The sequence below is a fragment of the Methylobacterium currus genome, assembly GCF_003058325.1.
Lineage (GTDB): Bacteria > Pseudomonadota > Alphaproteobacteria > Rhizobiales > Beijerinckiaceae > Methylobacterium > Methylobacterium currus.
Genome location: NZ_CP028844.1, coordinates 494836 through 515328, shown reverse-complemented (window position 1 = coordinate 515328; position 20493 = coordinate 494836). Strand labels below are relative to the sequence as shown.

21 protein-coding genes are annotated in these 20493 nt (G+C 69.5%); 7 read left to right on the top strand and 14 right to left on the bottom strand.

Annotated elements, in window-relative coordinates; genetic code table 11:
• Positions 1 to 13 precede the first annotated feature (13 nt).
• Genes DA075_RS32495 through DA075_RS32475 form a run of 5 tightly spaced genes read right to left on the bottom strand, consistent with a single transcriptional unit; the run spans position 14 to position 4663 of the window.
• Positions 14 to 670 carry an ABC transporter ATP-binding protein gene (locus DA075_RS32495; RefSeq protein ID WP_099957242.1) on the bottom strand — a complete coding sequence of 219 codons (657 nt, stop codon included), beginning with the start codon at positions 668 to 670 and terminating at the stop codon, positions 14 to 16.
• The gene (locus tag DA075_RS32490) at positions 657 to 1427 is read right to left on the bottom strand and encodes an ABC transporter ATP-binding protein (RefSeq protein ID WP_099957241.1); all 771 of its coding nucleotides are present in this window, start codon (positions 1425 to 1427) and stop codon (positions 657 to 659) included. The genes DA075_RS32495 and DA075_RS32490 overlap by 14 nt, the downstream gene beginning before the upstream one ends.
• A complete protein-coding gene (locus DA075_RS32485) occupies positions 1424 to 2356 on the bottom strand; it encodes a branched-chain amino acid ABC transporter permease (protein WP_099957240.1) in 933 nt (310 codons plus the stop codon). The genes DA075_RS32490 and DA075_RS32485 overlap by 4 nt, the downstream gene beginning before the upstream one ends.
• 31 nt (positions 2357 to 2387) lie before the next feature.
• Positions 2388 to 3320: a branched-chain amino acid ABC transporter permease gene (locus DA075_RS32480; protein ID WP_099957239.1), complete on the bottom strand. Its 933-nt coding sequence runs from the start codon at positions 3318 to 3320 to the stop codon at positions 2388 to 2390.
• Positions 3320 to 4663, bottom strand: a complete 1344-nt coding sequence (locus DA075_RS32475) for an ABC transporter substrate-binding protein (protein WP_099957238.1) — start codon at positions 4661 to 4663, stop codon at positions 3320 to 3322. Before DA075_RS32475 ends, DA075_RS32480 begins: the two co-directional genes overlap by 1 nt.
• Positions 4664 to 4888: 225 nt before the next feature.
• On the opposite strand from DA075_RS32475, the gene DA075_RS32470 reads away from it, so the two are divergent.
• Positions 4889 to 5887: an SDR family oxidoreductase gene (locus DA075_RS32470; protein ID WP_099957237.1), complete on the top strand. Its 999-nt coding sequence runs from the start codon at positions 4889 to 4891 to the stop codon at positions 5885 to 5887.
• Positions 5888 to 5926: 39 nt separating this feature from the next.
• On the top strand, positions 5927 to 6250 hold the full coding sequence (locus tag DA075_RS32465) for a YnfA family protein (RefSeq protein WP_099957236.1): 324 nt from the start codon (positions 5927 to 5929) through the stop codon (positions 6248 to 6250).
• 7 nt (positions 6251 to 6257) lie between these two features.
• Here the strand turns inward: DA075_RS32465 and DA075_RS32460 are convergent, their stop codons facing one another.
• Positions 6258 to 7250, bottom strand: coding sequence for a helix-turn-helix domain-containing protein (locus tag DA075_RS32460; RefSeq protein ID WP_099957235.1), 993 nt, complete (start codon positions 7248 to 7250; stop codon positions 6258 to 6260).
• Between the two features lie 204 nt (positions 7251 to 7454).
• Between DA075_RS32460 and DA075_RS32455 the strand changes: the two genes are divergently transcribed.
• The gene (locus DA075_RS32455; RefSeq protein WP_099957234.1) at positions 7455 to 8858 is read left to right on the top strand and encodes an amidase; all 1404 of its coding nucleotides are present in this window, start codon (positions 7455 to 7457) and stop codon (positions 8856 to 8858) included.
• A 230-nt stretch (positions 8859 to 9088) separates the two neighbouring features.
• Here the strand turns inward: DA075_RS32455 and DA075_RS32450 are convergent, their stop codons facing one another.
• The 7 genes from DA075_RS32450 to DA075_RS32420 all read right to left on the bottom strand — a co-directional run bounded on the left by DA075_RS32450 (position 9089) and on the right by DA075_RS32420 (position 15919).
• Positions 9089 to 9385 (bottom strand): putative quinol monooxygenase, encoded by a 297-nt coding sequence (locus DA075_RS32450; RefSeq protein ID WP_099957233.1) that lies wholly within the window; start codon positions 9383 to 9385, stop codon positions 9089 to 9091.
• A gap of 8 nt (positions 9386 to 9393) precedes the next feature.
• The gene (locus tag DA075_RS32445; protein ID WP_099957232.1) at positions 9394 to 10908 is read right to left on the bottom strand and encodes an amidase; all 1515 of its coding nucleotides are present in this window, start codon (positions 10906 to 10908) and stop codon (positions 9394 to 9396) included.
• Between the two features lie 125 nt (positions 10909 to 11033).
• Positions 11034 to 11735 (bottom strand): ABC transporter ATP-binding protein, encoded by a 702-nt coding sequence (locus DA075_RS32440; RefSeq protein WP_099957231.1) that lies wholly within the window; start codon positions 11733 to 11735, stop codon positions 11034 to 11036.
• Entirely contained in the window at positions 11732 to 12460 is a 729-nt protein-coding gene (locus DA075_RS32435; protein WP_099957230.1) for an ATP-binding cassette domain-containing protein, read from the bottom strand. Before DA075_RS32435 ends, DA075_RS32440 begins: the two co-directional genes overlap by 4 nt.
• A gap of 82 nt (positions 12461 to 12542) precedes the next feature.
• On the bottom strand, positions 12543 to 13589 hold the full coding sequence (locus tag DA075_RS32430) for an ABC transporter permease subunit (RefSeq protein WP_099957229.1): 1047 nt from the start codon (positions 13587 to 13589) through the stop codon (positions 12543 to 12545).
• Complete coding sequence (locus DA075_RS32425) at positions 13590 to 14456, bottom strand: branched-chain amino acid ABC transporter permease (RefSeq protein WP_099957228.1); 867 nt, start codon at positions 14454 to 14456, stop codon at positions 13590 to 13592.
• Between the two features lie 230 nt (positions 14457 to 14686).
• Positions 14687 to 15919 carry an urea ABC transporter substrate-binding protein gene (locus tag DA075_RS32420; protein WP_099957227.1) on the bottom strand — a complete coding sequence of 411 codons (1233 nt, stop codon included), beginning with the start codon at positions 15917 to 15919 and terminating at the stop codon, positions 14687 to 14689.
• Between the two features lie 292 nt (positions 15920 to 16211).
• Here DA075_RS32420 and DA075_RS32415 point away from each other — a divergent pair, with 292 nt between their 5' ends.
• Genes DA075_RS32415 through DA075_RS32405 form a run of 3 tightly spaced genes read left to right on the top strand, consistent with a single transcriptional unit; the run spans position 16212 to position 18802 of the window.
• Positions 16212 to 17252, top strand: coding sequence for an ABC transporter substrate-binding protein (locus DA075_RS32415; protein ID WP_099957226.1), 1041 nt, complete (start codon positions 16212 to 16214; stop codon positions 17250 to 17252).
• Positions 17253 to 17276: 24 nt separating this feature from the next.
• Positions 17277 to 18032: an ABC transporter permease gene (locus DA075_RS32410; protein WP_099957225.1), complete on the top strand. Its 756-nt coding sequence runs from the start codon at positions 17277 to 17279 to the stop codon at positions 18030 to 18032.
• The gene (locus tag DA075_RS32405) at positions 18020 to 18802 is read left to right on the top strand and encodes an ABC transporter ATP-binding protein (RefSeq protein WP_099957224.1); all 783 of its coding nucleotides are present in this window, start codon (positions 18020 to 18022) and stop codon (positions 18800 to 18802) included. The genes DA075_RS32410 and DA075_RS32405 overlap by 13 nt, the downstream gene beginning before the upstream one ends.
• 248 nt (positions 18803 to 19050) lie before the next feature.
• Here the strand turns inward: DA075_RS32405 and DA075_RS32400 are convergent, their stop codons facing one another.
• Positions 19051 to 19776, bottom strand: coding sequence for an SDR family oxidoreductase (locus DA075_RS32400; RefSeq protein ID WP_099957223.1), 726 nt, complete (start codon positions 19774 to 19776; stop codon positions 19051 to 19053).
• Between the two features lie 141 nt (positions 19777 to 19917).
• On the opposite strand from DA075_RS32400, the gene soxR reads away from it, so the two are divergent.
• Entirely contained in the window at positions 19918 to 20394 is a 477-nt protein-coding gene (soxR, locus tag DA075_RS32395; protein ID WP_276330942.1) for a redox-sensitive transcriptional activator SoxR, read from the top strand.
• The last annotated feature ends 99 nt before the right edge of the window (positions 20395 to 20493 follow it).

Below are 20493 nucleotides of genomic sequence, written 5' to 3'. Positions count from 1 at the left end.
AAAATCTCCTTCGTCAGGCGGCCGAGATCTCGCCGCGCTCGATCTGGATGGTGGTGTCGACCAGGGCCCGCAGCAGGTCCGGGCTGCTCTCGGTGATCAGGATCGCGACGTCGGGCAAAGCGGCCCGCAAGCGGGCAAGGGCCTCGGCGTAGCGGAGGGCGAGGGCCGGGGCGAGGCCCTGGAACGGCTCGTCGAGGAGCACCGCGCGGGTGCCCACCATGAGGGCCCGGCCGAGGGCCACCATCTTGCCCTGTCCGCCCGACAGGCCCGCCGCCTTGCGGGGCGCGAAGTCCTTGAGCTCGGGAAGGAGCGCGTAGACGGCGTCCAACCGCCGCGAGACTTCCGGTCTCGGCAGGCCGAGCACCTGGGCCGGCAGCAGCAGGTTGTCCTGCACCGTGAAGCTGCCGAACAGCCTGCGCTCCTCCGGGGCGTAGCCGATGCCGAGCCGCGCGCGGTGATGGGCCGGAACAGAGCCGGCCTCCCGCCCGTCGAGGACGAGCCGGCCGGCCTGGAGGGGGAGGAGCCCCATCAGGGCGCGGAGCGTCGTGGTCTTGCCGGCGCCGTTGCGGCCGATCAGCGCCACGCGCCCGCCCGGCGGCACCTGGAGCGAGACGCCGCGCAGGACCGGCGCCCCCGCGATTTCCACCGCCGCCCCCTCAAGCCGCAGCATGGGCGCCTCCCACGGGGGCGATGCCGATCACCGTGCGCTGCACCTCCGGGTCGTTGAGGATCTGGGCCGGCGGTCCGAGCGCCGCGATCCGCCCCTGGCCCCACACCGCCACCCGGTCGGCGAAGCGTCCGACCACCTCCATGTCGTGCTCCACGAACACCGCCGTCACGCGGGCTTCCCGCAGGACCCGCACCAGGGTCTCGACGATTCCCATCTTCTCGGCCGCCGCGACGCCGCTCGTCGGCTCGTCCATCAGGAGGAGGCGGGGGCGGAGCGCCACCGCCATGGCGATGTCGACGAGCTTGCGGGCGCCCTCGTTGAGCGCGTCGGCCCGCACCTCGGCGATGCGGGAGAGGCCGAAGCGCCCGATCAGCTCCGCCGCCTCGTCGCGGAAGCGCGGGCGCAGCAGGGGATTGAGCACCGACCACACGCCCTCCCGGGCGGCGACCGCCAGCGCCACGTTCTGCAGCACGCTGTGCTCGGTGAAGAGCTGCGGCAGCTGGAAGCTGCGCGCGACGCCGAGCCCGACGATGCGGCGCGGCGACAGGCCGAGGATCGGCTTGCCCTCGAAGGCGATCGAGCCCCCTTGCGGCTTCAGGTAGCCGGTCGTCATGTTGATGAAGGTGGTCTTGCCGGCGCCGTTCGGGCCGATGATCGCCAGGAACTCGCCGGCCTCGACGTCGAGGTCGATCCCGTCCGCCGCCTTGAGGCCGCCGAAGGCGAGGCGCAGGCCCCGGGCCTGGAGGAGCGCGGTCATGCGGCCCTCCTGCGGCTCGCGATCATCCCCCAGATCCCGCCCGGCGCGAACACGATGACGCCGAGCAGCACGAGGCCCAGCACCATCTGCCAGGCATTGGCGAAGGTGGCGGCGGCGTAGACCCGGGTCAGCTCGTAGGCCGCGGCGCCCAGGAACGGCCCGATCACGCTGCCGGCCCCGCCGAGGATCGCGATGAAGACGAGCTCTCCGGACGTGGTCCAGTAGCTGAGTGCCGGCGTCACGTGGCGGGTGGTGAGCGCGATGATCGCCCCGGCAAAGCCCGCCATCACGGCGGATACCACGTAGGCGGCGAGCAGCACGCGCTTCGGCGACACGCCCATGAAGTCGAGCCGCGTCTCGCGGGTCTTGATGCCGGCGAGCGCTTCCCCGAGAGGGGAAGCCAGGGCCACCCGCACCAGCGCGCCGCAGGCCAGCGCCAGGACGAGCGCGATGCCCAACACCGTCCACTCCCCCGCCTCGCCGGCGAGCGGCCGGCCGAGGACGGTCACGGGCGGCAGCCGGATGCCGTCGGCGCCATGGGTCAGCGCGTAGAATTTTTCCAGCACCGAGTAGAACACCATGCTGAGCGCCAGATTCAGCATGCCGAAGAAGATCTCGCGGTAGCGCACCACGAAGAGCCCGATCAGCAGGCCGACCAATCCGGCGAGCAAGGCTGCGAGGGGCACGAGCAGGAGCGCCTCCGGCACGGCGATCGCCCCGAACGCCACCGTGTAGGCGGCGAGCGCGAGGTAGAGCGCGTGGCCGAAGCTGACCTGGCCGGCCCGCAGCAGGAGCAGGATGCCCAGCACCGCGAGCCCCTTGGCGAGCGCGATGGTGAGGACGAAGCGCAGCCACGGCACCGCGTAGGCAAGCCCGACGATCAGCACGGCGCCGGCGAGCGCGAGAAGGGTCTCGGAGCGGCGGGTCATGGCGCCACGCCTCCTTGAGTGAGAGCGCAGATCATATCCGCCGGGTCTCCGCCACGCCGAACAGCCCCTGCGGACGGAACAGCAGCACCGCCACCATGATGGCGTAGGGCACCACCACCTCGAATTCGGGCGCGACGTAGACTGCGAAGGAGCGGCCGAGGCCGATGAGGAGAGCCGCCAAAGCCGCCCCCTCGATCTGGCCGAGGCCCGCGGTCGCCACGACCGCGAAGGAGAGCACGATGGTCGAGGCGCCGACGCCCGGCACCAGCGACACGGTGGGGGCGGCGAGCGCGCCGCCGAGGGCGGCCAGCGCCGCGCCGACCGTGAAGGTGAGCATCGTCACCTTGGCGGCGTCGATGCCCATGGCGCGGGCCGCCTCGCGGTCGACCGTGACCGCCACGACCATCCGGCCGGTCAGCGTGTAGCGGAGCACATAGGCGAGTATGGCGAGGGTGGCGAGCGCCACCCCCGGCAGCACGTAGAGCTGGTAGGCGGTGAACGGGATCACGTCCTGGCCGAAGGGCACGTCGACGGTGCCGAGCCATTTGAGCGGCGCGTCGAACACCACCGGCTGCACGCCCCAGACCAGCTTCTGCAAGTCCTCCAGGATCATGAACAGCGCGAAGGTGACGAGGAGCTGCAGCACAGGCTCGCGGTCCTGCATCCGCCGCAGCAGGAACCGCTCGATCAGCGGCCCGAGCACGGCGCCGACCAGCACCGCGGCGGCGAGCAGGATCGGCAGGCCGAGCCAGGGCGGCGCACCCAGCGACATGGCGAACAGCCCGAGCGAGGCCGCGGCGTAGCCGCCAATGGCATAGAGGCTGCCATGGGCGACGTTGAGCACCCGCAGCACGCCGAACACCAGGTTCAGCCCCACCGCCACCATGAACACGGCGGCGGCGTAGGACAGCCCGTCGAGCAGGGCGAGCCCGACGAGGATCCCGTTCTCCGACAGCCAGGCCATCAGCTCTTGAAGGCCTGCGCCTGCGGGAGCTTGGCCACCATGTCGGGGCTCAGCATCTTGAGCCAGTCGGCGCTTTTCTGGCCGACCGGCGTCGTCACGGTCTCGGCCGGGAAGACGATCATGTCGGTGAGCACCGGGAACGGGTATTTGTCGGAGTGCAGCGTGGTGCCGATGAGCTGGTTCTCGAGCCCCTGGCCGTCCTCGCGGATGCGCACGCTGGCGGTGGGCGAGGGGAATTCGAGGCCCTTGAAGGCCGCGGCGAGCTCCGCATCGGTCGGCCAGCCGCCGCCCTTCGCCGCCACCGCCTTCTCGATGCCGGCCTTCATCGCCGAGACCGCTTGCGCCATGTGGAAGCAGGGGTAGATCGGCCAGGCATTGTACTTGGCGCGGTAGCTGTCGTTGAAGCGCTTCAGCCGCTCCGGGTCGGCCGGCGACGGGTGCAGGAACCAGTGGTCGCCGCGGGCGCCGACGATGTGCCCGGCCGGCAGCGCCTTGCCGACGCGCTGGAGCGAGGATTCGGCGAGCGGCATCACGAAGGTCGAGCGCTCGAACAGCTTGCGGTCCGAGGCCTGGCGGATCAGCGCGTCGAGGTCGCCGCCCCAGGAGGTCGAGAGGACCACGTCGGGGCGAAGCGCCAGCACCCGGGTGATCTCGGTCGAGAAGTCGGTGGCGCCGAAGCGCGGAAACAGCTCGGCCGAGACCTTCACCCCGGGCTTCAGGGTGTTCATCGCAGTCCGGAAGATGTCCCAGGAATCGCGGCCCCAGGCATAGTCCTGGTTGATCACCGCGATCGACTTAATGTCCGGCTTGACCTTGAGGAGGTAGAGGAGCGCGGCCAGAATCTCCGGCGTCGCGTTGGCCTGGGTGCGGAAGGCGTACGTGTAGCGGTTGTCCTCGAAGATGCGCTGGGTGCCGCAATCCCACAGCAGGGTCGGGCGCTTCAGCTCGTCGGAGAGCGGCGCGCAGGCGATGCAGTCGGCCGAGGAGATCGCCGCGAAGATCAGGTGCACGCCTTCCGACTGCACCAGGCGGCGGTATTCGCCGACGACGTGGTCGACGCCCGGCCCCTCGTCGACGAAGATCGGCCGTACCTTGACCCCACTGATCCCGCCGGCCGCGTTGATCTCGTCGAACAGCATCTCGGCGGTCTGGCGGCCGGGCACACCGAAGACGCTCGCCGGGCCCGACAGGTAGGTGGCGATGCCGACCTTCAGCTCGGCGGGCTTGCCCGCGCCCTGCGCCCAGGCGGAGCCGCCCGGCAGCATCAGGCTCGCCCCCGCGGCCCCCGCGCCGATCAGCGCCTCGCGCCGCGTGAGCATCCCGGCACGACCCGTCCCAGCCATAGGCTTCCTCCCTGACTTACACCGCGGACGGGCCCCTCTGGAACTGGCGTCGGGGGCCTTGCCGCGGCGGGATCATGGGGGCGCGGTGGTCGCGTGTCCAATAGCTTGTTCGGTCTCGTGCCAGAGGTTCGAGATATGGCAGGGGGCGTCCGCCAGTCGCCGAATGAACGAAGGGCGCCCCCCATCGTTAGGGCCTGGATACCCCCATCCTGTACGGAGGATTCCATGAGCCATGCCCACAAGCCCCTCGACGAGCAGGTGATCGTCATCACCGGCGGCTCCAGCGGCATCGGGCTCGCCACCGCCCGGATGGCAGCGCGGGCCGGCGCGCGGGTGGTGCTCGCCTCGCGCAACGCCGAGGCGCTGGCGGTCATTCAGGAGGAGATCGAGGCCTCGGGCGGCGAAGCGACCCACGTCGTCGCCGATGTCGGCCGGCGCGAGGACGTTCAGGCCATCGCCGACAAGGCGGTGCAGCGCTTCGGCGGCTTCGACACCTGGGTCAACGATGCCGGCATCTCGATCTACGGCCGTCTGGAGGAGGTCTCGGACGAGGATCACGACCGCCTGTTCCAGACCAACTTCTGGGGCGTGGTGTATGGCTCGCTGGTGGCGGTACCCACTCTTCGCCGGCGCGGCGGTGCGATCATCAAGCTCGGCAGCATCGCCTCCGACCTCGCGATCCCGCTCCAGGGGATGTATTCGGCGAGCAAGCACGCCATCCGCGGCTTCACCGACGCCCTCCGGTCCGAGCTGGACCTGGACCGGGCGCCCGTCTCGGTGACGCTGATCAAGCCGGCGGCGATCGACACGCCGTTCCCGCAGCACGCCCGCAACTACCTCGAGCGCGAGCCGAAGCTGCCGGCGCCGGTCTACCACCCGGACGAGGTCGCCCACGCCATCCTGCACGCCGCGGTGTATCCGCAGCGCGAGATCATCGTCGGTGGCGGCGGCCGGGCGATGACGGGTCTCAAGAAGCTCGCCCCCGGCACCTTCGACCGCCTCGGCGGGGTGATGGCGGGCCAGCAATTGCGCGCCGAGCCGCCGCGCGACCCGAACGGCGCCCTCCATCACCCGACCCAGGACGGCCACGTGCGCGGCGACCATCCCGGCATGGTGCGCCACACCAGCACCTACACGCGGGCGAAGCTCCACCCGCTCACCACCGGGGCGGTGATGGCCGGCATCGGCCTCGGGGCGGCGGCGCTGATGAAGCGCCGGGCCTGACCTTCACGGGACCGGCATGGCGTGGGAGAAGCCCCCGCCATGCCGACCTTTCTCCTCTACGCCGCCGCCGCGCTCGCCGAGATCGCCGGATGCTTCTCGGTCTGGGCCTGGTGGCGGCTGAATGCCTCGCCGCTCTGGCTGGTGCCGGGGGGAGCGTCCCTCGGCGCCTTCGCGTTCCTGCTGGCCCTCGCCGAATCCGATGCCGCCGGCCGCGCCTTCGCGGCCTATGGGGGCGTCTACATCGCGGCCTCCCTCGCCTGGCTCTGGGCCGCGGAGGGCCAGAGGCCGGACCGGTTCGATTGCGCAGGCGCTGCCCTGTGCCTTGCCGGGGCGGCGGTGATCGTCCTGGCGCCGCGAGGCTGATCCGGGTTCACCCCGCCGCCCGCAGCACCGATTTCGGCATCACCCCGTAGGCCTTCTTGAAGGCGCGGCTGAAATGCGAGAAGTCGCTGAAGCCGCATTGCATCACCACCTGCCCAACATTGCGGGCCTGGCCCTCCTCGAGCAGCCGGTGGGCGAGGGCCAGCCGCTGCTGCCACAGCCAGCGGATCGCCGTGGTGCCGTCCGCCGCGAAGGCGCGGCACAGGGTGCGGAGCGACACGCCGAGACGGTTCGCCACCGTGGCGAGATCGAGGTCGGGATCCTCGATATGGGCGAGCAGGAAGGTCTTGGCCTGGCGCACCAAGTCCTCGTCGGCGACACGGCGCCCCGGCGCCGTCAGGCTCGCCTCCAGCGAGGCGGTGAGCATTTCGAGGAACGCGTTGCCGAGGCGCTGCGAGCAGCTCTCGCTCAACGGCGCCTCGAGTTCGACGATGTCGGTCAGCGTGTGGGCGATGGTCGAGGCGAGGGGCTGGTCGGGCCGGATGATCCGCGCGGCCAGGTGCTCGAAATCGGGCAGCCGCGCCGCCATCTGCCGCCGGGCCATCCGGGCGACGATCATCCGCGTGTCCTGCTCGAACTCCCACAGGAACGGCCGGGCCGAATCGTAGACCACCAGGTCGCCGACCGCCGGAAGGGCGCAGCGGTCGTCCTGCACCAGACGGCCGGTGCCGGTCTTCATCAGCGCCACGAACACGTCGTCGTCCGGCATCCGCCGCAGGCAGGCGGCGTCGCGGCGGTTCTCCATCGGCGAGAAGCGGATGTCGCAGACATTCACCTTGCCGAGCGCCACCTTGCGCAGCCGCGCCGCGAACGGCGCGTCGTCGATCTTCCGCATCGTCTCCGACGGGCTCAGATGGGCGCAGATCGCGTCGCGCCAGTAGGAGAAGCGGTACTTCTCGGCGAGCACGTTGGTGTCGAAGGTGGTGATCGGCGCGGGCGGCGGGGAGCAGGTCGACAGGGAAGAGGAGTTGAGCGGTGCCATGACTGTCCCTCCGACGTCTCGGCGGCATGGACGGCGGCACTCGTCGAGCGGGCCGCTCTGCTGTGTGTCCGCACCGGCTCAAGCAATGACGATGCCAGCCATGCCGGAGTCTGACAATCACGGGCCAAGCGCGTTGACCCTTCGAGGCAAGACGGTCGCCGGCTCCGCCGCGAGGATGCGGCCGCACTCCGGGAGAGACCACCGATGTCCGCGAGCCTGCACGATGAATCCCTGGTCTTCATCGCCGAGGCGATCCGCCGCTGGGAGGTGAGCGCGGTCGAGGTAACGACAGCGATGCTCGATCGCATCGAAGCCCTCGACGGCGAGTATCGCTGCTATGCCACGGTCACGGCGGAGCACGCGCTTGACGCCGCCGCCCGGGCGGACCGGGAGACGGCCCGGGGCATCAGCCGCGGCCCGCTGCACGGCGTCCCCCTCGGCATCAAGGACCTGTGCGACACACATTTCGCCCCCACCGGCGCCGGCACGGTGATCCATCGCGAGCGCGTGCCGGACACCGACGCCACGGTGGTCGCGCGGCTGGAGCAGGGCGGTGCGGTGATCCTCGGCAAGCTCGCGATGACCGAGGGCGCCTATACCAGCCACCATCCGGACAATCCGGGCCCGCTCAACCCCTGGGGCCGCGGCCACTGGCTCGGCTCGTCCTCGACGGGGTCGGGCGCCGCCACCGCGGCGCGGCTGTGCTTCGGGTCGCTCGGCTCGGACACCGGCGGCTCGATCCGCTTTCCCTCCGCGACCTGCGGGCTCACCGGCATCAAGCCGACCTGGGGCCGGGTGAGCCGCCACGGCGTGTTTCCGCTCGCCGCCTCCCTCGACCATGTCGGCCCGATGGCCCGCAGCGCCGCCGACGCGGCAGCGATCCTCGGGGTGATCGCGGGCGCCGATCCGCGCGACCCGACCACTCTGACGGCGCCGGTCGACGTCGAACTCGGTGGTAAAGCCCGGCCGGTCCGTGGCCTCACGATCGGCATCGACCGGTTTTTCACTACCGAGGGGATCGACCCGGAAGTGGTGGCGGCCCTCGATCGCGTCGAGGCGGTATTGCGCGACCTCGGCGCCCGCGTCGTCGAGGTCGCGATGCCGCCGACCGACCGGCTGGTGCGCGGCTGGATCCCGTTCTGCTCGGTCGAGACCGCGCTCGCCCACCGGGACACCTATCCGGCGCGGGCCGCCGAGTACGGCCCGGACCTCGCCGGGCTGATTGACCAGGGTCGGCGCGTCACCGGCCTGGAACTCGGGGCGGTCATCCACGACCGGTTGGACTTCTCGGGCGCGCTCGCCGCCCTGTTCGAGAAGGTCGACCTTCTCCTGGTGCCGACCATGCCGGTGCCGGTCCCGAGCCTCGCCCGGATGGGCGAGTACGGCCAGGACCCGGAGGTCCTGCTGCGCATCCTGCGCTTCACCGCGCCGTTCAACTTCTCCGGCAGCCCGACCATCACCCTGCCGGCGGGGATCGACGCCGCCGGGCTGCCGTTGAGCGTCCAGCTCGTCGGGCCGCACCTGTCGGAAGGGATGCTCTGCCGGTCCGGCCACGCGGTCCAGCAGGTGACCGATTGGCATACGCTGCGGCCGGCGGATCTGGCTTGAGCCAAAGGCCTTCGTCGCCACCGGCGAATCCAACCCTCTCGACGTCATCCCGGAGCCGCGAAAGCGGAACCCGGGATTCGCGAACCGCTGACGATGCCGGATCTGTCGGTGCGCGTTCCGACCTCTTCCAAAGCGTCAGCGGTGATGGATCGCCGGTTCTCGACTTCGTCGAGCCCAGGGATAACGTCGAATGTGGTCGGGGAGAGTTCCGCCTCGTCTTGCGTTCCGTCTCACCGGGCCGAGATCTCGTCGGCCGTCACCAGGATCACCTCGCCGTCGAGGAGCGGCTGCGCGATGCTGAAGAACCGCGCCACCGCCTCCGAGCCATTGTGCCGGTCCATGGCCGCAGCGTCGGCGAACCGCTCGTAGGTCGTGAAGCGGGTGGGATCGCCCTCATCCTGCGAGACGAAGAAGCCGACCGTGTCCGGCTCGTTCGCGGCGACGTGGGCCGCTACGTCGAGGAGGGCAGCCCTTAAGGTGGCCTCCGCGCCCGGCTTGGCGCGGAGGATGGCGCTGATGGTCTTCACCGCCGGCCTCAGAAGGTCTTCCAGTCGCCGGCGGCCTCGAAGGCGGCGGCGGCCTGGTAGATCGCGCTCTCGTTCCAGTCACGCGCCGTCAGCATCAGCCCGACCGGCAGGCCGTCGACGAGGCCGCAGGGGATCGACATCGAGGGGTTGCCGGTCACGTCCATCGGCGAGGTCGAGGCGACCATCTCGAAGGCGCGGGCGATGATCTCTTCCAGCGGCGCGTCCTTCTCCGGCAGCTTGGTGGCGGTGCATGGCAGGGTCGGGCAGAGCAGCAGGTCGTAGGTCTTGAAGCAGGCCGCAAAATCCTCCCGCACCTTGCGGGCGAGGTTCTGCGCCTTGGCGTAGTAGCGGCCGCGGTAATGCGTCAGGCCCCACTGGCCGATCAGCATCGAGATCTTCAGCGTCTCGGAGAGGTCGTCGGCCTTGTCGCGCCAGGCGGAGTGGAAGTCGAACAGGCCGACATCGTAGGCGCCCTTCCAGTTGAAGCCCATGCCGTTGCCGAGCATCATCTGCTGCGTCAGGCCCTCGAGGCCGATCGGCGTCCACACCGCCGCCGCCGTCCGGTAGGCCGGCAGCGAGACCTCCTCGATCGTGGCGCCCAAGCCCTCGAATCGGGCAGCAGCCGCGCGGACCTTGTCAGCCACCGCCTCCTGCATGCCGGGCGCGGCAAACCCCTCCATGAGGAGGCCGATCTTCAGGCCCTTCGCGCCCTTCTTCAGCGCTTCCGTATAGGCGGCGACCTGCGGCGCGTATTGGCGCGGGTCGAGCCCGTCGGGTCCGGCCAGGACTTCGAGCAGCAGGGCGTTGTCGGCGACGCTCGCGGTCATCGGGCCGGTATGGTCGATCGTGGTCTCGATCGGCATCACGCCGGTATAGGGAACGAGGCCGTGGGTCGGCTTCATCCCGTAGATGCCGCAATACGAGGCCGGGATGCGGATCGACCCGCCCTGGTCGCCGCCGATCGCCAGGTCGACCTCGCCGGCGGCGACGAGCGCGCCGCTGCCCGAGGACGAGCCGCCGGCCGAGTAGCCCATCCGGTGCGGGTTGTGGACCGGCCCCGGATCGGAGGTGTGGCTGCCGCCCGAGAGGCAGAAATGCTCGCACACCGCCTTGCCGAGGATCGTCGCGCCGGCATCCAGCATCCGGGTCACGATGGTGGCGTCCGAGGCCGGCACGAAGCCTTCGAGGGTCGAGGCGCCGTTCATCATCGGCACGCCGGCGAGCGCGACGTTGTCCTTGAGCGCGACGGTCTTGCCCGCGAGCTTGCCGGTGTCGGCGCCCTTCACCTCGCTCTTCCAGTACCAGGCGCCGAGGGGGTTCTCCTCAGGGCTGGGCCGGGTGCCGGGGGTGCGGGGATACTTCACCGCGGGGATGTGGTCGGGCAGGGCGTCGATCACGTCGTAGGCGTCGAACGAGGCCTCCATCAGGGCGCGATAGGCGGCAGCCTCCTCGGGCGACAGCGACATATACAGGCTGGCGGCGAGCTCGCGGACCTGGGCTGCGCTCGGGCGGGTGATGGCCATGGGGCGTCTCCTTGGTTGGGTTGTGAGAGAAGATTCGTATCGGCTAAGTGTCTCTCACAAAACTCCCGGTCCCTCTTGTCGCTCGCTGTGGCGGCGCCGGTGCAGCGGGAGTTTTGTGAGCTGCACTAAGCCGCCGCCATGCCGATCCGCCCGGCGAGCAGGTCCTCGCGCGAGACCTCGCCGGTGATGCGGCCCTTCTGGATGCCGAGCACCCGGTCTGACAGCGACGTGATGAAGTCGAGGTTCTGCTCGACGATGATCATCGACAGGTCCCAGCGCTTCTTCAAGGCGAGCAGCGTCTCGATGATCTCCTCGATGATCGAGGGCTGGATGCCTTCCGTGGGCTCGTCGAGGAGGACGAGCTTCGGCCGGGTGCAGAGGCAGCGGGCGAGCGCCAGCAATTGCTGCTCGCCGCCCGAGAGGGCGCCGCCGCGCCGGTCGAGCAGGCGCACGAGGCGGGGGAAGTCGGCGAGCACGTCGTCGATGATGCGGGGATCTTCCCGCGGCGCGCTGGCGAGCCCCATGCGCAGGTTCTCGCGCACGCTGAGCGTGGAAAAGATCTCGCGGCCCTGCGGCACGAGCCCCATGCCGAGTCTGGCGCGCTGGTGGATGGGGAGCCGCGTCACGTCGGTGCCGGCGAAGCGCACCGTGCCGGCGGTGGCCGGCAGGTGGCCCATCAGGGTCCGCATCAGCGTGGTCTTGCCCATGCCGTTATGGCCGAGGATGCCGAGATACTCGCCGGGCGCCAGGGAGACGTCGACGCCCATCAGGATCGGGACCCGGCCGTAGCTGGCCCGCAGGTTGTCCACGTCGAGAAGCGCGTTCATGCCGCCACCTTCTTGCCGAGATAGACGTCGCGCACCCGCCGGTCGGCGAGCACGGCATCGATTCCGTCCTCCATCATGATCCGGCCCTGGTGGAACACCGTGACCGTGCGGGCGATCATCCTGATGAACGCCATGTCGTGCTCGACCACGACGATCGCCCGGGTCTTGTTGATCTCGCGGATGATCTCGGCGGTACGGTGGGTCTCCTCGTCGGTCATGCCGGCAGCCGGCTCGTCGAGGAGGATCAGCTCGGGATCGCCCGCCAGCACCGTGCCGATCTCGACCCATTGCCGCTGGCCGTGCGAGAGCTGGCCGACCGTCGCACCGGCGAGATGCGTCAGCCGGACCTTCTCCAGGATCTCGTCGACGAGGGGCCCGGTGAATTTCGGCGTCGTCTTGCGGCGGGCCGAGAGCCAGATGTTCTCGCGCACCGACAACCCGTTGAACACGTTCGGCACCTGCGTCTTGATGCCGATGCCGAGCCGGGCGATCTGGTGGCTCTGCAAGCCCGTCAGCGTCTGGCCGCGGAACGCGATGGTGCCGGAGGTGGGGGTGAGCTGCCCGGTGAGCATCTTGAAGAAGGTGCTCTTGCCGGCGCCGTTCGGGCCGATCAGGCAGCGCAGCTCCATCTCCCCGAGCGAGAAGCTCACGTCGTCGTTGGCGACGACGCCGCCGAAGCGCATCGTCAGGTGCTCGGTCTTCAGGAGGGGGACGAGGGGGTCCATGTCAGTGCACCTCACGACACTCCCGTGGCGCCGACGCTGCCACAGCGAGAAATGACGGTGACCGGGAGTGCCGTGAGAGACACTATTCGGCTCCCGCGATCTGGGCCTGGGCGGCGGTGGAGGCGGCCGGGCGCCGCCTGGCCTTGCGGCCGAGCCCGAGGAGCGCCGTCTTCAGCGTCGGCACGATGCCCTTCGGCAGCAGCAGCACGAAGCCGACCAGGATCACGCCGAGAACGAGGTTGGCGTTGAAGGCCTGCTGCGAGCCGATCTTGGCGTTGAGGAACTGGATCAGAAAGCAGCCGACGATAGGTCCGATCAGGGTGCCGAGGCCCCCGACGGTGATCCAGATGATGATCTCGGCCGAGAGCGACAGGGAAAAGATCGTCGGGCCGACGAAGGCGCCCCAGTTGACGTAGAGCGCCCCGGCGAGCCCCGCGACCGCGCCGCCGACCATGAACACGCCGAGCTTGATCAGGCGCGGGTCGTAGCCGAGCAGAGCCGCGCGGATCTCGTTCTCGCGCACCGCCACGGCGATGCGGCCGAAGGGGCTGGCGAGGAGGAGCCGCATGAGGAGATACACGGCGATCAGCGCCCCGCCGGTGACCCACCACCCGGCCTCGGGGCTCAGCACCGCATCGGGGGTGTAGGGCGCGTTGAAGGTCGGCACCGAGGGGATGCCGTTGAAGCCGCCGAGCCGCGCCTGGCCGATCGTGTAGGCGTCGCCCGCCGTCGAGTTGACGACGTTGAACAGGATCAGCGTGACGGTGAGCGTGATGACCCCGAGATAGACCTCGCTGATCCGGCCGTAGAACACGAAGTAGCCTAAGCCCGCGGCGAACAGGGCGGGCAACAGGATCGCCAGCAGGATCGCGTTGGTGGAATCGCCGAAATTGATCGCCGCGATCGCGTAGGTGTAGCCGCCGAGACCGAAGAACGCGGTCTGGCCGAAGGACAGGATGCCGCCGAAGCCCCAGATGAAGCCGAGGCTGAGCGCCAGTACGCCCATGGCGGCGAACAATGTCAGCTGCATCAGGGTGAAGAGTTCGAGATAGGATGGGAGGACGGCCACCAGGGCGACAGCGCCGAGGACGGCGAGTCCCTGGAGCGCGCGTGACAGGGTAGCGGGCATTCAGAGCGTCCCCTTGAAGAAGCGGCCGGAGATGCCCTGCGGCAGCAGGCGGATCAGCAGGATCGCGGAGAGAAAGAGGATCACCTCGCCGTAGACCGGGGTGGTGAAGTAGGCGCCGAGCTGGTTGACGACGCCGAACAGCCCGGCCGCCGAGAGCGTACCCGAGATGATCGCCGCGCCGCCGCCGACCACGGTGATGAAGCATTTGGCGACGAAGGCGGTGCCCATCACCGGGGTGATGCCGGAGACCGGCGCCAGGAGCCCGCCGGCGAGCCCGGTGATCGCGGCGCCGATGCCGAAGGTCGCCATGTAGATCCTCGCCGGGTTGACCCCGAGCGTCGCGGCCATGCCGGGGTTCAGCATCACCGCCCGGGCGACGAGGCCGAAGCGGGTGAACCGGAGCACGCCGTAGACCAGCGCCATCGTCAGCACGGCCATGCCGAGGAGGAAGATCGTGTACCAGCTCGACCGGTAGGCCCCGACCTGGAACCCGCCGAGCGGTGTCGGCACGCCGTTGATGGTGTTGCCGAACAGGGTCGTCACGAGGCCGATCAGGCACAGGCTCAGGCCCCAGGTCGCCAGCATCGAATCGACCAGCCGCCCGTACAGGAACCGGATCAGGCAGCGCTCGATGACGAGCCCGACGAGGCCGACGACGAGCGGCGCCACCACCAGCATCGCGATCCAGATGTTGAGCCCGGCATTGGCCGAGATCACCGTGGCGTAGGCCCCCAGCATCACGAACTCACCGTGCGCGAGGTTGATGATCTTCATCATCCCGAAGATGATCGCGAGGCCGAGGCAGAGCAGGAACAGGGAGGCGGCCCCGTTCACGACGTCGAGCGCGATGATGAGCGACAGATCCATGGCGTCATCCGGGCGGGGAGGGGGATCGAACGGGTAGCCTGACCCGATTGCCGATGCTGTATTCCCATTCGCGACCTCATCCTGAGGGGCGAAGCGAGCGAAGATCGCCGAGCCTCGAAGGAGATCTCCAAATATCATCGAGAGTTCTGGAGGCCTCCTTCGAGGCTCGTTTCACTCGCACCTCAGGATCAGATTGCGGGCAGGAGGGTTCGAAGCGGTTGAAACGATCCTCAGATCGAGATCTCGTACTGCTTGTTATCCCGCGGGTTCTTGATCAGGTTGCACACCGCCGCGGTATCCTGCGGCTTGGCATCCGGGAAGGTCTCCCGCACCACCCATGTCCGGTCCTTGACCGCCGCCAGATAGGCGTTGCGGGTGACGTGGTGGGTGGCGTGATCCACCGTGACCTTGCCGGTCGGCCCGTCGAAGGACAGGCCCGTCTCCAGGGCCTCGGTCACCGCCATCCGGTCGATGGAACCCGCCTTCTTCACCCCCGCGACCCAAAGATGGAAACCCTCGTAGGTCGCGGCGGCCAATTCGCTGATGTAGGGAATGCTCGGCGACTGCTTCTTCAGCTTGGCGACGTAGGCCGTGCTCGCCGGGGTCGTCAGCTCCTCGAAATAGCCGTAGGCGCCGAGCACGCCGTCGCTCTCGGCGGCGTTGAGGGTGCTGGGCTCGTTGACGAGGCCGAAGGTGGTCGAGGCGATCGGGATCTGGCCCTTCATGCCGGCCGAGGTCCATTGCCGGTAGAACGCCGTATGGTTGCCGCCGACCAGGGCCGACAGCAGCAGGTCGGGCTTCGCCGCCTGGATCTTCGAGATCGTCGGGCCGAAATTCGTCACGTCGAGCGGGAAGAAATCGACCGAGACCGTCTCGCCGCCCTGGTCCTTGACGTATTTCTGCATCCACTTGGCGGTGATCTGACCGTAATTGTAGTCGGCGGCGATGATGTAGACCTTCTTCTTGTCCTTCCCCATCGCGTAGGGCACCAGCTTCTCCACCGTCTGGGCCGGCGTGGTGCCGGTACAGAAGGTGTTGCGGTCGCAGACCCCGCCTTCGTACAGCACGTTGTAGAAGTACAGCACCCGGAAGCGGCTGAAGGTCGGGCGGACCGCCTCGCGCGACGCCGAGGTGATGCCGCCATGGACCACCGCCACCTTGTCGCGCACGGCGAGCTGCTGGGCATATTGCGAGTACATCTGGATGTTCGACTGGGTGTCGTAATGCACCAGCTGCAACGGCCGGCCGAGCAGGCCGCCGGCGGCGTTCACCTCCTCGATCCCGAGCTTCAGGCTTTCGACCATCGGCGTGCCGGAGGCGGCGATCGGCCCGGACTGGTCGTGCAGCGAGCCGACGAGGATCGGCGTCTCCCCGCGGGCGGACCGGAGCAAGGCCGGCATCGCCAGGGTGGAGAGCGGAACGGCGGCCGCGGTACGGAGGAGGTCACGACGCGAGAGGGCCATCCGGGTCCGGGCTCCTGTGCAGCAAGAGGCGCGATGCCGACGACCGGAGGTTAGAAGAGGCCGGACGGCCGGCGCTTGCCTGTGCTGACCAAAAAATTGGACTGGCCGTGCCAGGGGAGGCGCGGCGACCCTGGGCCACGCCGGATGTTCTTCTCCGTTATTGTCCTCCAAGAGAACTTTCTGCCAATTTAAATCTCATAAATGGATAATTTTTCTTATATCTGCGCCGTTCTTGCACGGCCGCAGGAGGATGCCCTAAGCGGACGCGATTCTTCCCCACAGACGGCCGGCCATGACCATCACGCGACGCAGCATCCTCGGGGCAGCCCCGGTCCTTGCCGCCGGTGCCGCCCTCGGAGGCGTGACGCCGGCTCTCGCGCAGGGCCGCGCCGCGCCGCTGCGGGTCGGCGTGATCCCGATCCTCGCCGCCGCGCCGATCACCGTCGCCGAGAAGGAGGGCTGGCTGAAGCAGGCGGGCCTGTCGCTCGCCGTCACGACCTTCGAGTCGGGCCCCAACATGATCCAGGCGCTCGCCTCGGGCACCCTCGACGTCTACGTCGCCGGCGTGGCGCCGCTCGGCGTCGCCCGGTCGAAGGGCATCGACGTGACGGTGGTGGCCGCCACCTCGGTCGAGGAGAACGTGTTCGTCGCCGGCCCGAAGCTCGCCCGCTTCGCCGAGAAGGGGGTCGCCCCGGCCGAGGCTTTCAAGCGCTACCGCGAATCCGCCGGTACCCCGGCGCGGCTCGCCACACAGCCCCTCGGCTCGGTGCCCAACACCACCCTCCAGCACTGGCTCTGGGAGGTGGCGAAGGTCGACCCGAAGGACGTGACGATCGTCTCGATGGGGATCGACGCGACCCAGCAGGCGGTGCTCGCCGGCGCGGTCGAGGGCGGCATCCTGCGTGAGCCCGCGGTCTCGATCGTGACGGGCCGCAACCCGGCGATCCGCCTGATGGCGCTGGGCGGCGAGATGTTCCCGAGCCAGCCCGGCACCGTGGTTGCCGTGACGCGCGCCCTCCTCGACAAGGAGCCCGATGTCGCCCAGGCGATCGTGACCGGCATCGTGCGGGCGGTCGCGCTGATCGGCCGCGAGCCGGAGCGCGTCGCGCCGGTGATCGAGGCCGCGCTGGGCAAGGGCCTCGTCGACACGGCCACCATCCGCCGGGCCCTGGCCTCGCCGGCGACGCGCTTCTCCGCCGATCCCCGCACCATCGTCGAGGCGACGGCGGCGATGCAGCGCTACCAGGTGAAGATCGGGGCGCTCGACCGCGAGGTGCCCCTCGACGGGCTGTTCGAGCCGCGCCTCTACGAGCGCGCCGTCGCGGGCAAGTGAGAACCCGACTGTGAGACGCATCCCGTGAGATCCCGCTCCGCGGCATTGCTGCTCCCGCTCGTGGGGCTCGCCGCCTTCTTCGCCCTCTGGGAGGCCGTGCCGGGCTTAAGCCTCGTCAACCCGGCCTTCCTGCCGCCGCCCTCGGTCCTGCCGGAGGCCTTCCTGCGCGAGCTGCGCTCCGGCCAGTGGCTGACGGCCATCGGCGGCAGCCTCGGGCATTACCTCGTCGGCCTCGCCCTCGGCATCGGCCTCGGCATCGCTGCCGGCACGCTCACGGGGATGTCGCGCACGGCGGAAGGCCTGACCGCCTGGGTGGTGCGGGTGCTGCGGCCGGTGCCGGGCCTCGCCTGGGTGCCCTTCGCCATCATCTGGTTCGGGGTCAGCCCGCAGGCGGCCCTGTTCATCGTCGCGATCGGGGTGTTCTGGATCGTCTATTTCGCCAGCCACGGGGCGATCCGCGGCGTCGACCGCGACCTGATCGAGCTCGCCGCCGCCTTCGGGTTCCGCTCCGCCCCCGAGCGCCTGGTCACGGTGGTGTGGCCGGCGGCGATGCCCGGCATCCTTGTCGGCGTGCGCACCGCCATCGGGCAGGCCTGGATGGCGGTGGTGGCCGCCGAGATTTTTGGGGTCGCGGGCCTCGGACAGCGGATGATGCAGGCCTCGACCCTGCTCGCGACCGACATCGTGGTCGTCTACATGCTCACCATGGCGCTGCTCTACGGCGTGTTCGACGCCGCCTTCACCGCCCTCCAAGGCTGGATGCTCCGATGGCGGGCCTGATCGCGATCCAGGGCCTCGCCCTCACCTTCACCCGCGACGGCGCCCGCACCACGGTGCTCTCCGGCCTCGACCTCGACATCGAGCCGGGCGAGTTCCTGGCGATCGTCGGCGCCTCCGGCGTCGGCAAGTCGACGCTCCTGCGGGTGATCGCCGACCTGGTGCGCCCCAGCGCCGGCACCGTCTCGGTCAGCGAGCCGGAGCCCGGCCGCCGGGCGGTCGCCCTGGTCTTCCAGGATTCGCGCCTGCTGCCCTGGCGCCGGGTCCTCGACAACGTCGCCTTCGGGCTCGAGAAGCTGCGCCTGCCCCGGGCCGAGCGGCGCCGGCGGGCGCAAGCCGCCCTCGACCGGGTGGGCCTCGGGACGCTCGCCGGGCGCTGGCCGTTCCAGCTCTCCGGCGGCCAGCGCCAGCGGGTGTCGCTCGCCCGCGCCCTGGCGGTCGAGCCGCACGTGCTCCTGATGGACGAGCCGTTCTCGGCCCTCGACGCGCTCACCAGCGAGACGCTGCAGGACGAGCTCGTCCGGCTCTGCCGCGCCTCGGGCCAGACCGTCCTGTTCGTCACCCACGACATCGAGGAGGCGGTCTACCTCGCCGACCGGGTCGTGGTGCTGGCCGGCAGCCCGGGCCGCATCGTCGCCGCCCACCGGATCGCGGCAGCCCAGCCGCGGGACCGGGCGGCGCCGGAGCTGAAGGCGCTCACGCAAGAAATCCGCGAGGATCTGGCGGGGGAGAGGCGGGTGGATCTGCAAGAGAGCTTGCGGGATGCCCTGTGACGAAGCCGTCCCAGGGGAATTTCTGAGCACCCCCTCCGTCTCTCTCTGACCGTCTTCTCACCTTCCGCGTCATTCCGGGCTCCGCTGGGCGGCCCCGGAATGACGCGGAGTGTGCAAAATCTCCGGAGACGGAGCTCACACCCCCATTAATCTTGACCTCGCGAGGAGGGCTGCGTCTCCGGCGAAGGTCGGATATTTGGCTTGCCGCCTCGGTAGCCGCGGGAGCAATGCTTGAGCAGCGGGTGAGGTCACCAGGGCAACTCGCCGTGGTCATTCGCGAAGGTTCCGGTCGGTCCATCCCCGTTGAGCAGCGCGTACCGGATTGCGACGACCGCCGCTTGATCCGGCGTACGGTTTCCGGCGTAGTTCGTCGCCTCCGTCGCCGTGTAGCCAGGGCAGATCGAGTTGACCTTGATGCCCTTGTCCCGGAGCTGCCGCGCGTAGCTCAGCGTCAGGGAGTTCAGGGCGGCCTTCGAGGCTTGGTAGATCGGCATGGCGAAGTCGGCGAAGGCCCAGTCCGGGTCCGCGCGCAGGCCGAAGGAAGCCAGCTCGGACGAGACGTTGACGATGCGGCCGCGCCCCGACGCTTCGAGCAACGGCACCATCGCGTCGGTAAGCAGGATCGGCCCGAGCACGTTGACCGACATGGTCCGTTGCAGGCGGTCGGCGGTGGTAAGCGTCGGATCGTCATCCACGCCGATGCCGGCATTGTTCACCAGGGAGTCGAGATAGCCGTAGCTCTGCTGGATCCGCTCGGCGAGACGCGTGACACTCGCTGTCGAGGTGGTGTCCAGTTCGACCGGGCGGACCTGCAATCCCTCCGCCCGCAGGGCCTTGCAGGCCGTCTCGCCCTTGCTGAGGTCACGGCATCCGACAAGCACATGCGCGCCCTGCCGGGCAAGACCCGTGGCGATGGCAAGGCCGATGCCGCGGTTGGCGCCGCTGATCAGGGCAAGGATGGGTCTCGTGCTCATGTCGTCCGCTCCATCGGAGCCGGAGCCTGCCCGAACCAGAGGAAGCGTCGGCCCCGGAGTGCCCCTGCCTCTCGGCCCGGGGAACTTGCACCTGCAAGTCGACGTCCCTTATGAAACCTCAAGCTAACTTGAGGTCAAGCCATGCCTGCATCGATGGTTGGACGCCCTGCGCAGCCCGAGTTCCTTACGGTCGGCGAGGTCGCGCGCCGCAGCGGCGTGGCGGTCTCGACGCTCCATTTCTACGAGGCGAAGGGGTTGATCGCGGCAGCGCGCAGCGGCGGCAATCAGCGGCGCTTCTCGCGCGACGTCCTGCGCCGGGTTGCGATCATCCGGGTGGCACAGGGTTTTGGGGTGTCGCTCGCGGAGATCGCAGAGCTTCTCGAGCCGATTCCACCGGGCAAGCGCCCCTCAGCAGCCGAGATACGCGCGATGGTCGGGGGCTGGCGGGTCATGCTCCAAGCGCGCATCGATGGGCTGATCCTTCTGCGTGACCGCCTGGACGGCTGCATCGGCTGCGGCTGCCTGTCTCAGACGGAGTGTCCACTTCGCAACCCGATGGATGAACTCGGGAGTCGAGGCAGTGGGCCCGTGCTTCTGCAGCGCCCAGGTCGCCCATAGGACGGAACCGCGCGGCGTTTTCCTTCAGAAAACCCGTCTCCCACCCTGAACAGTCCTTCACTCGATCAAGCTGATTGGGTTTGGACCTCATCAATCAGT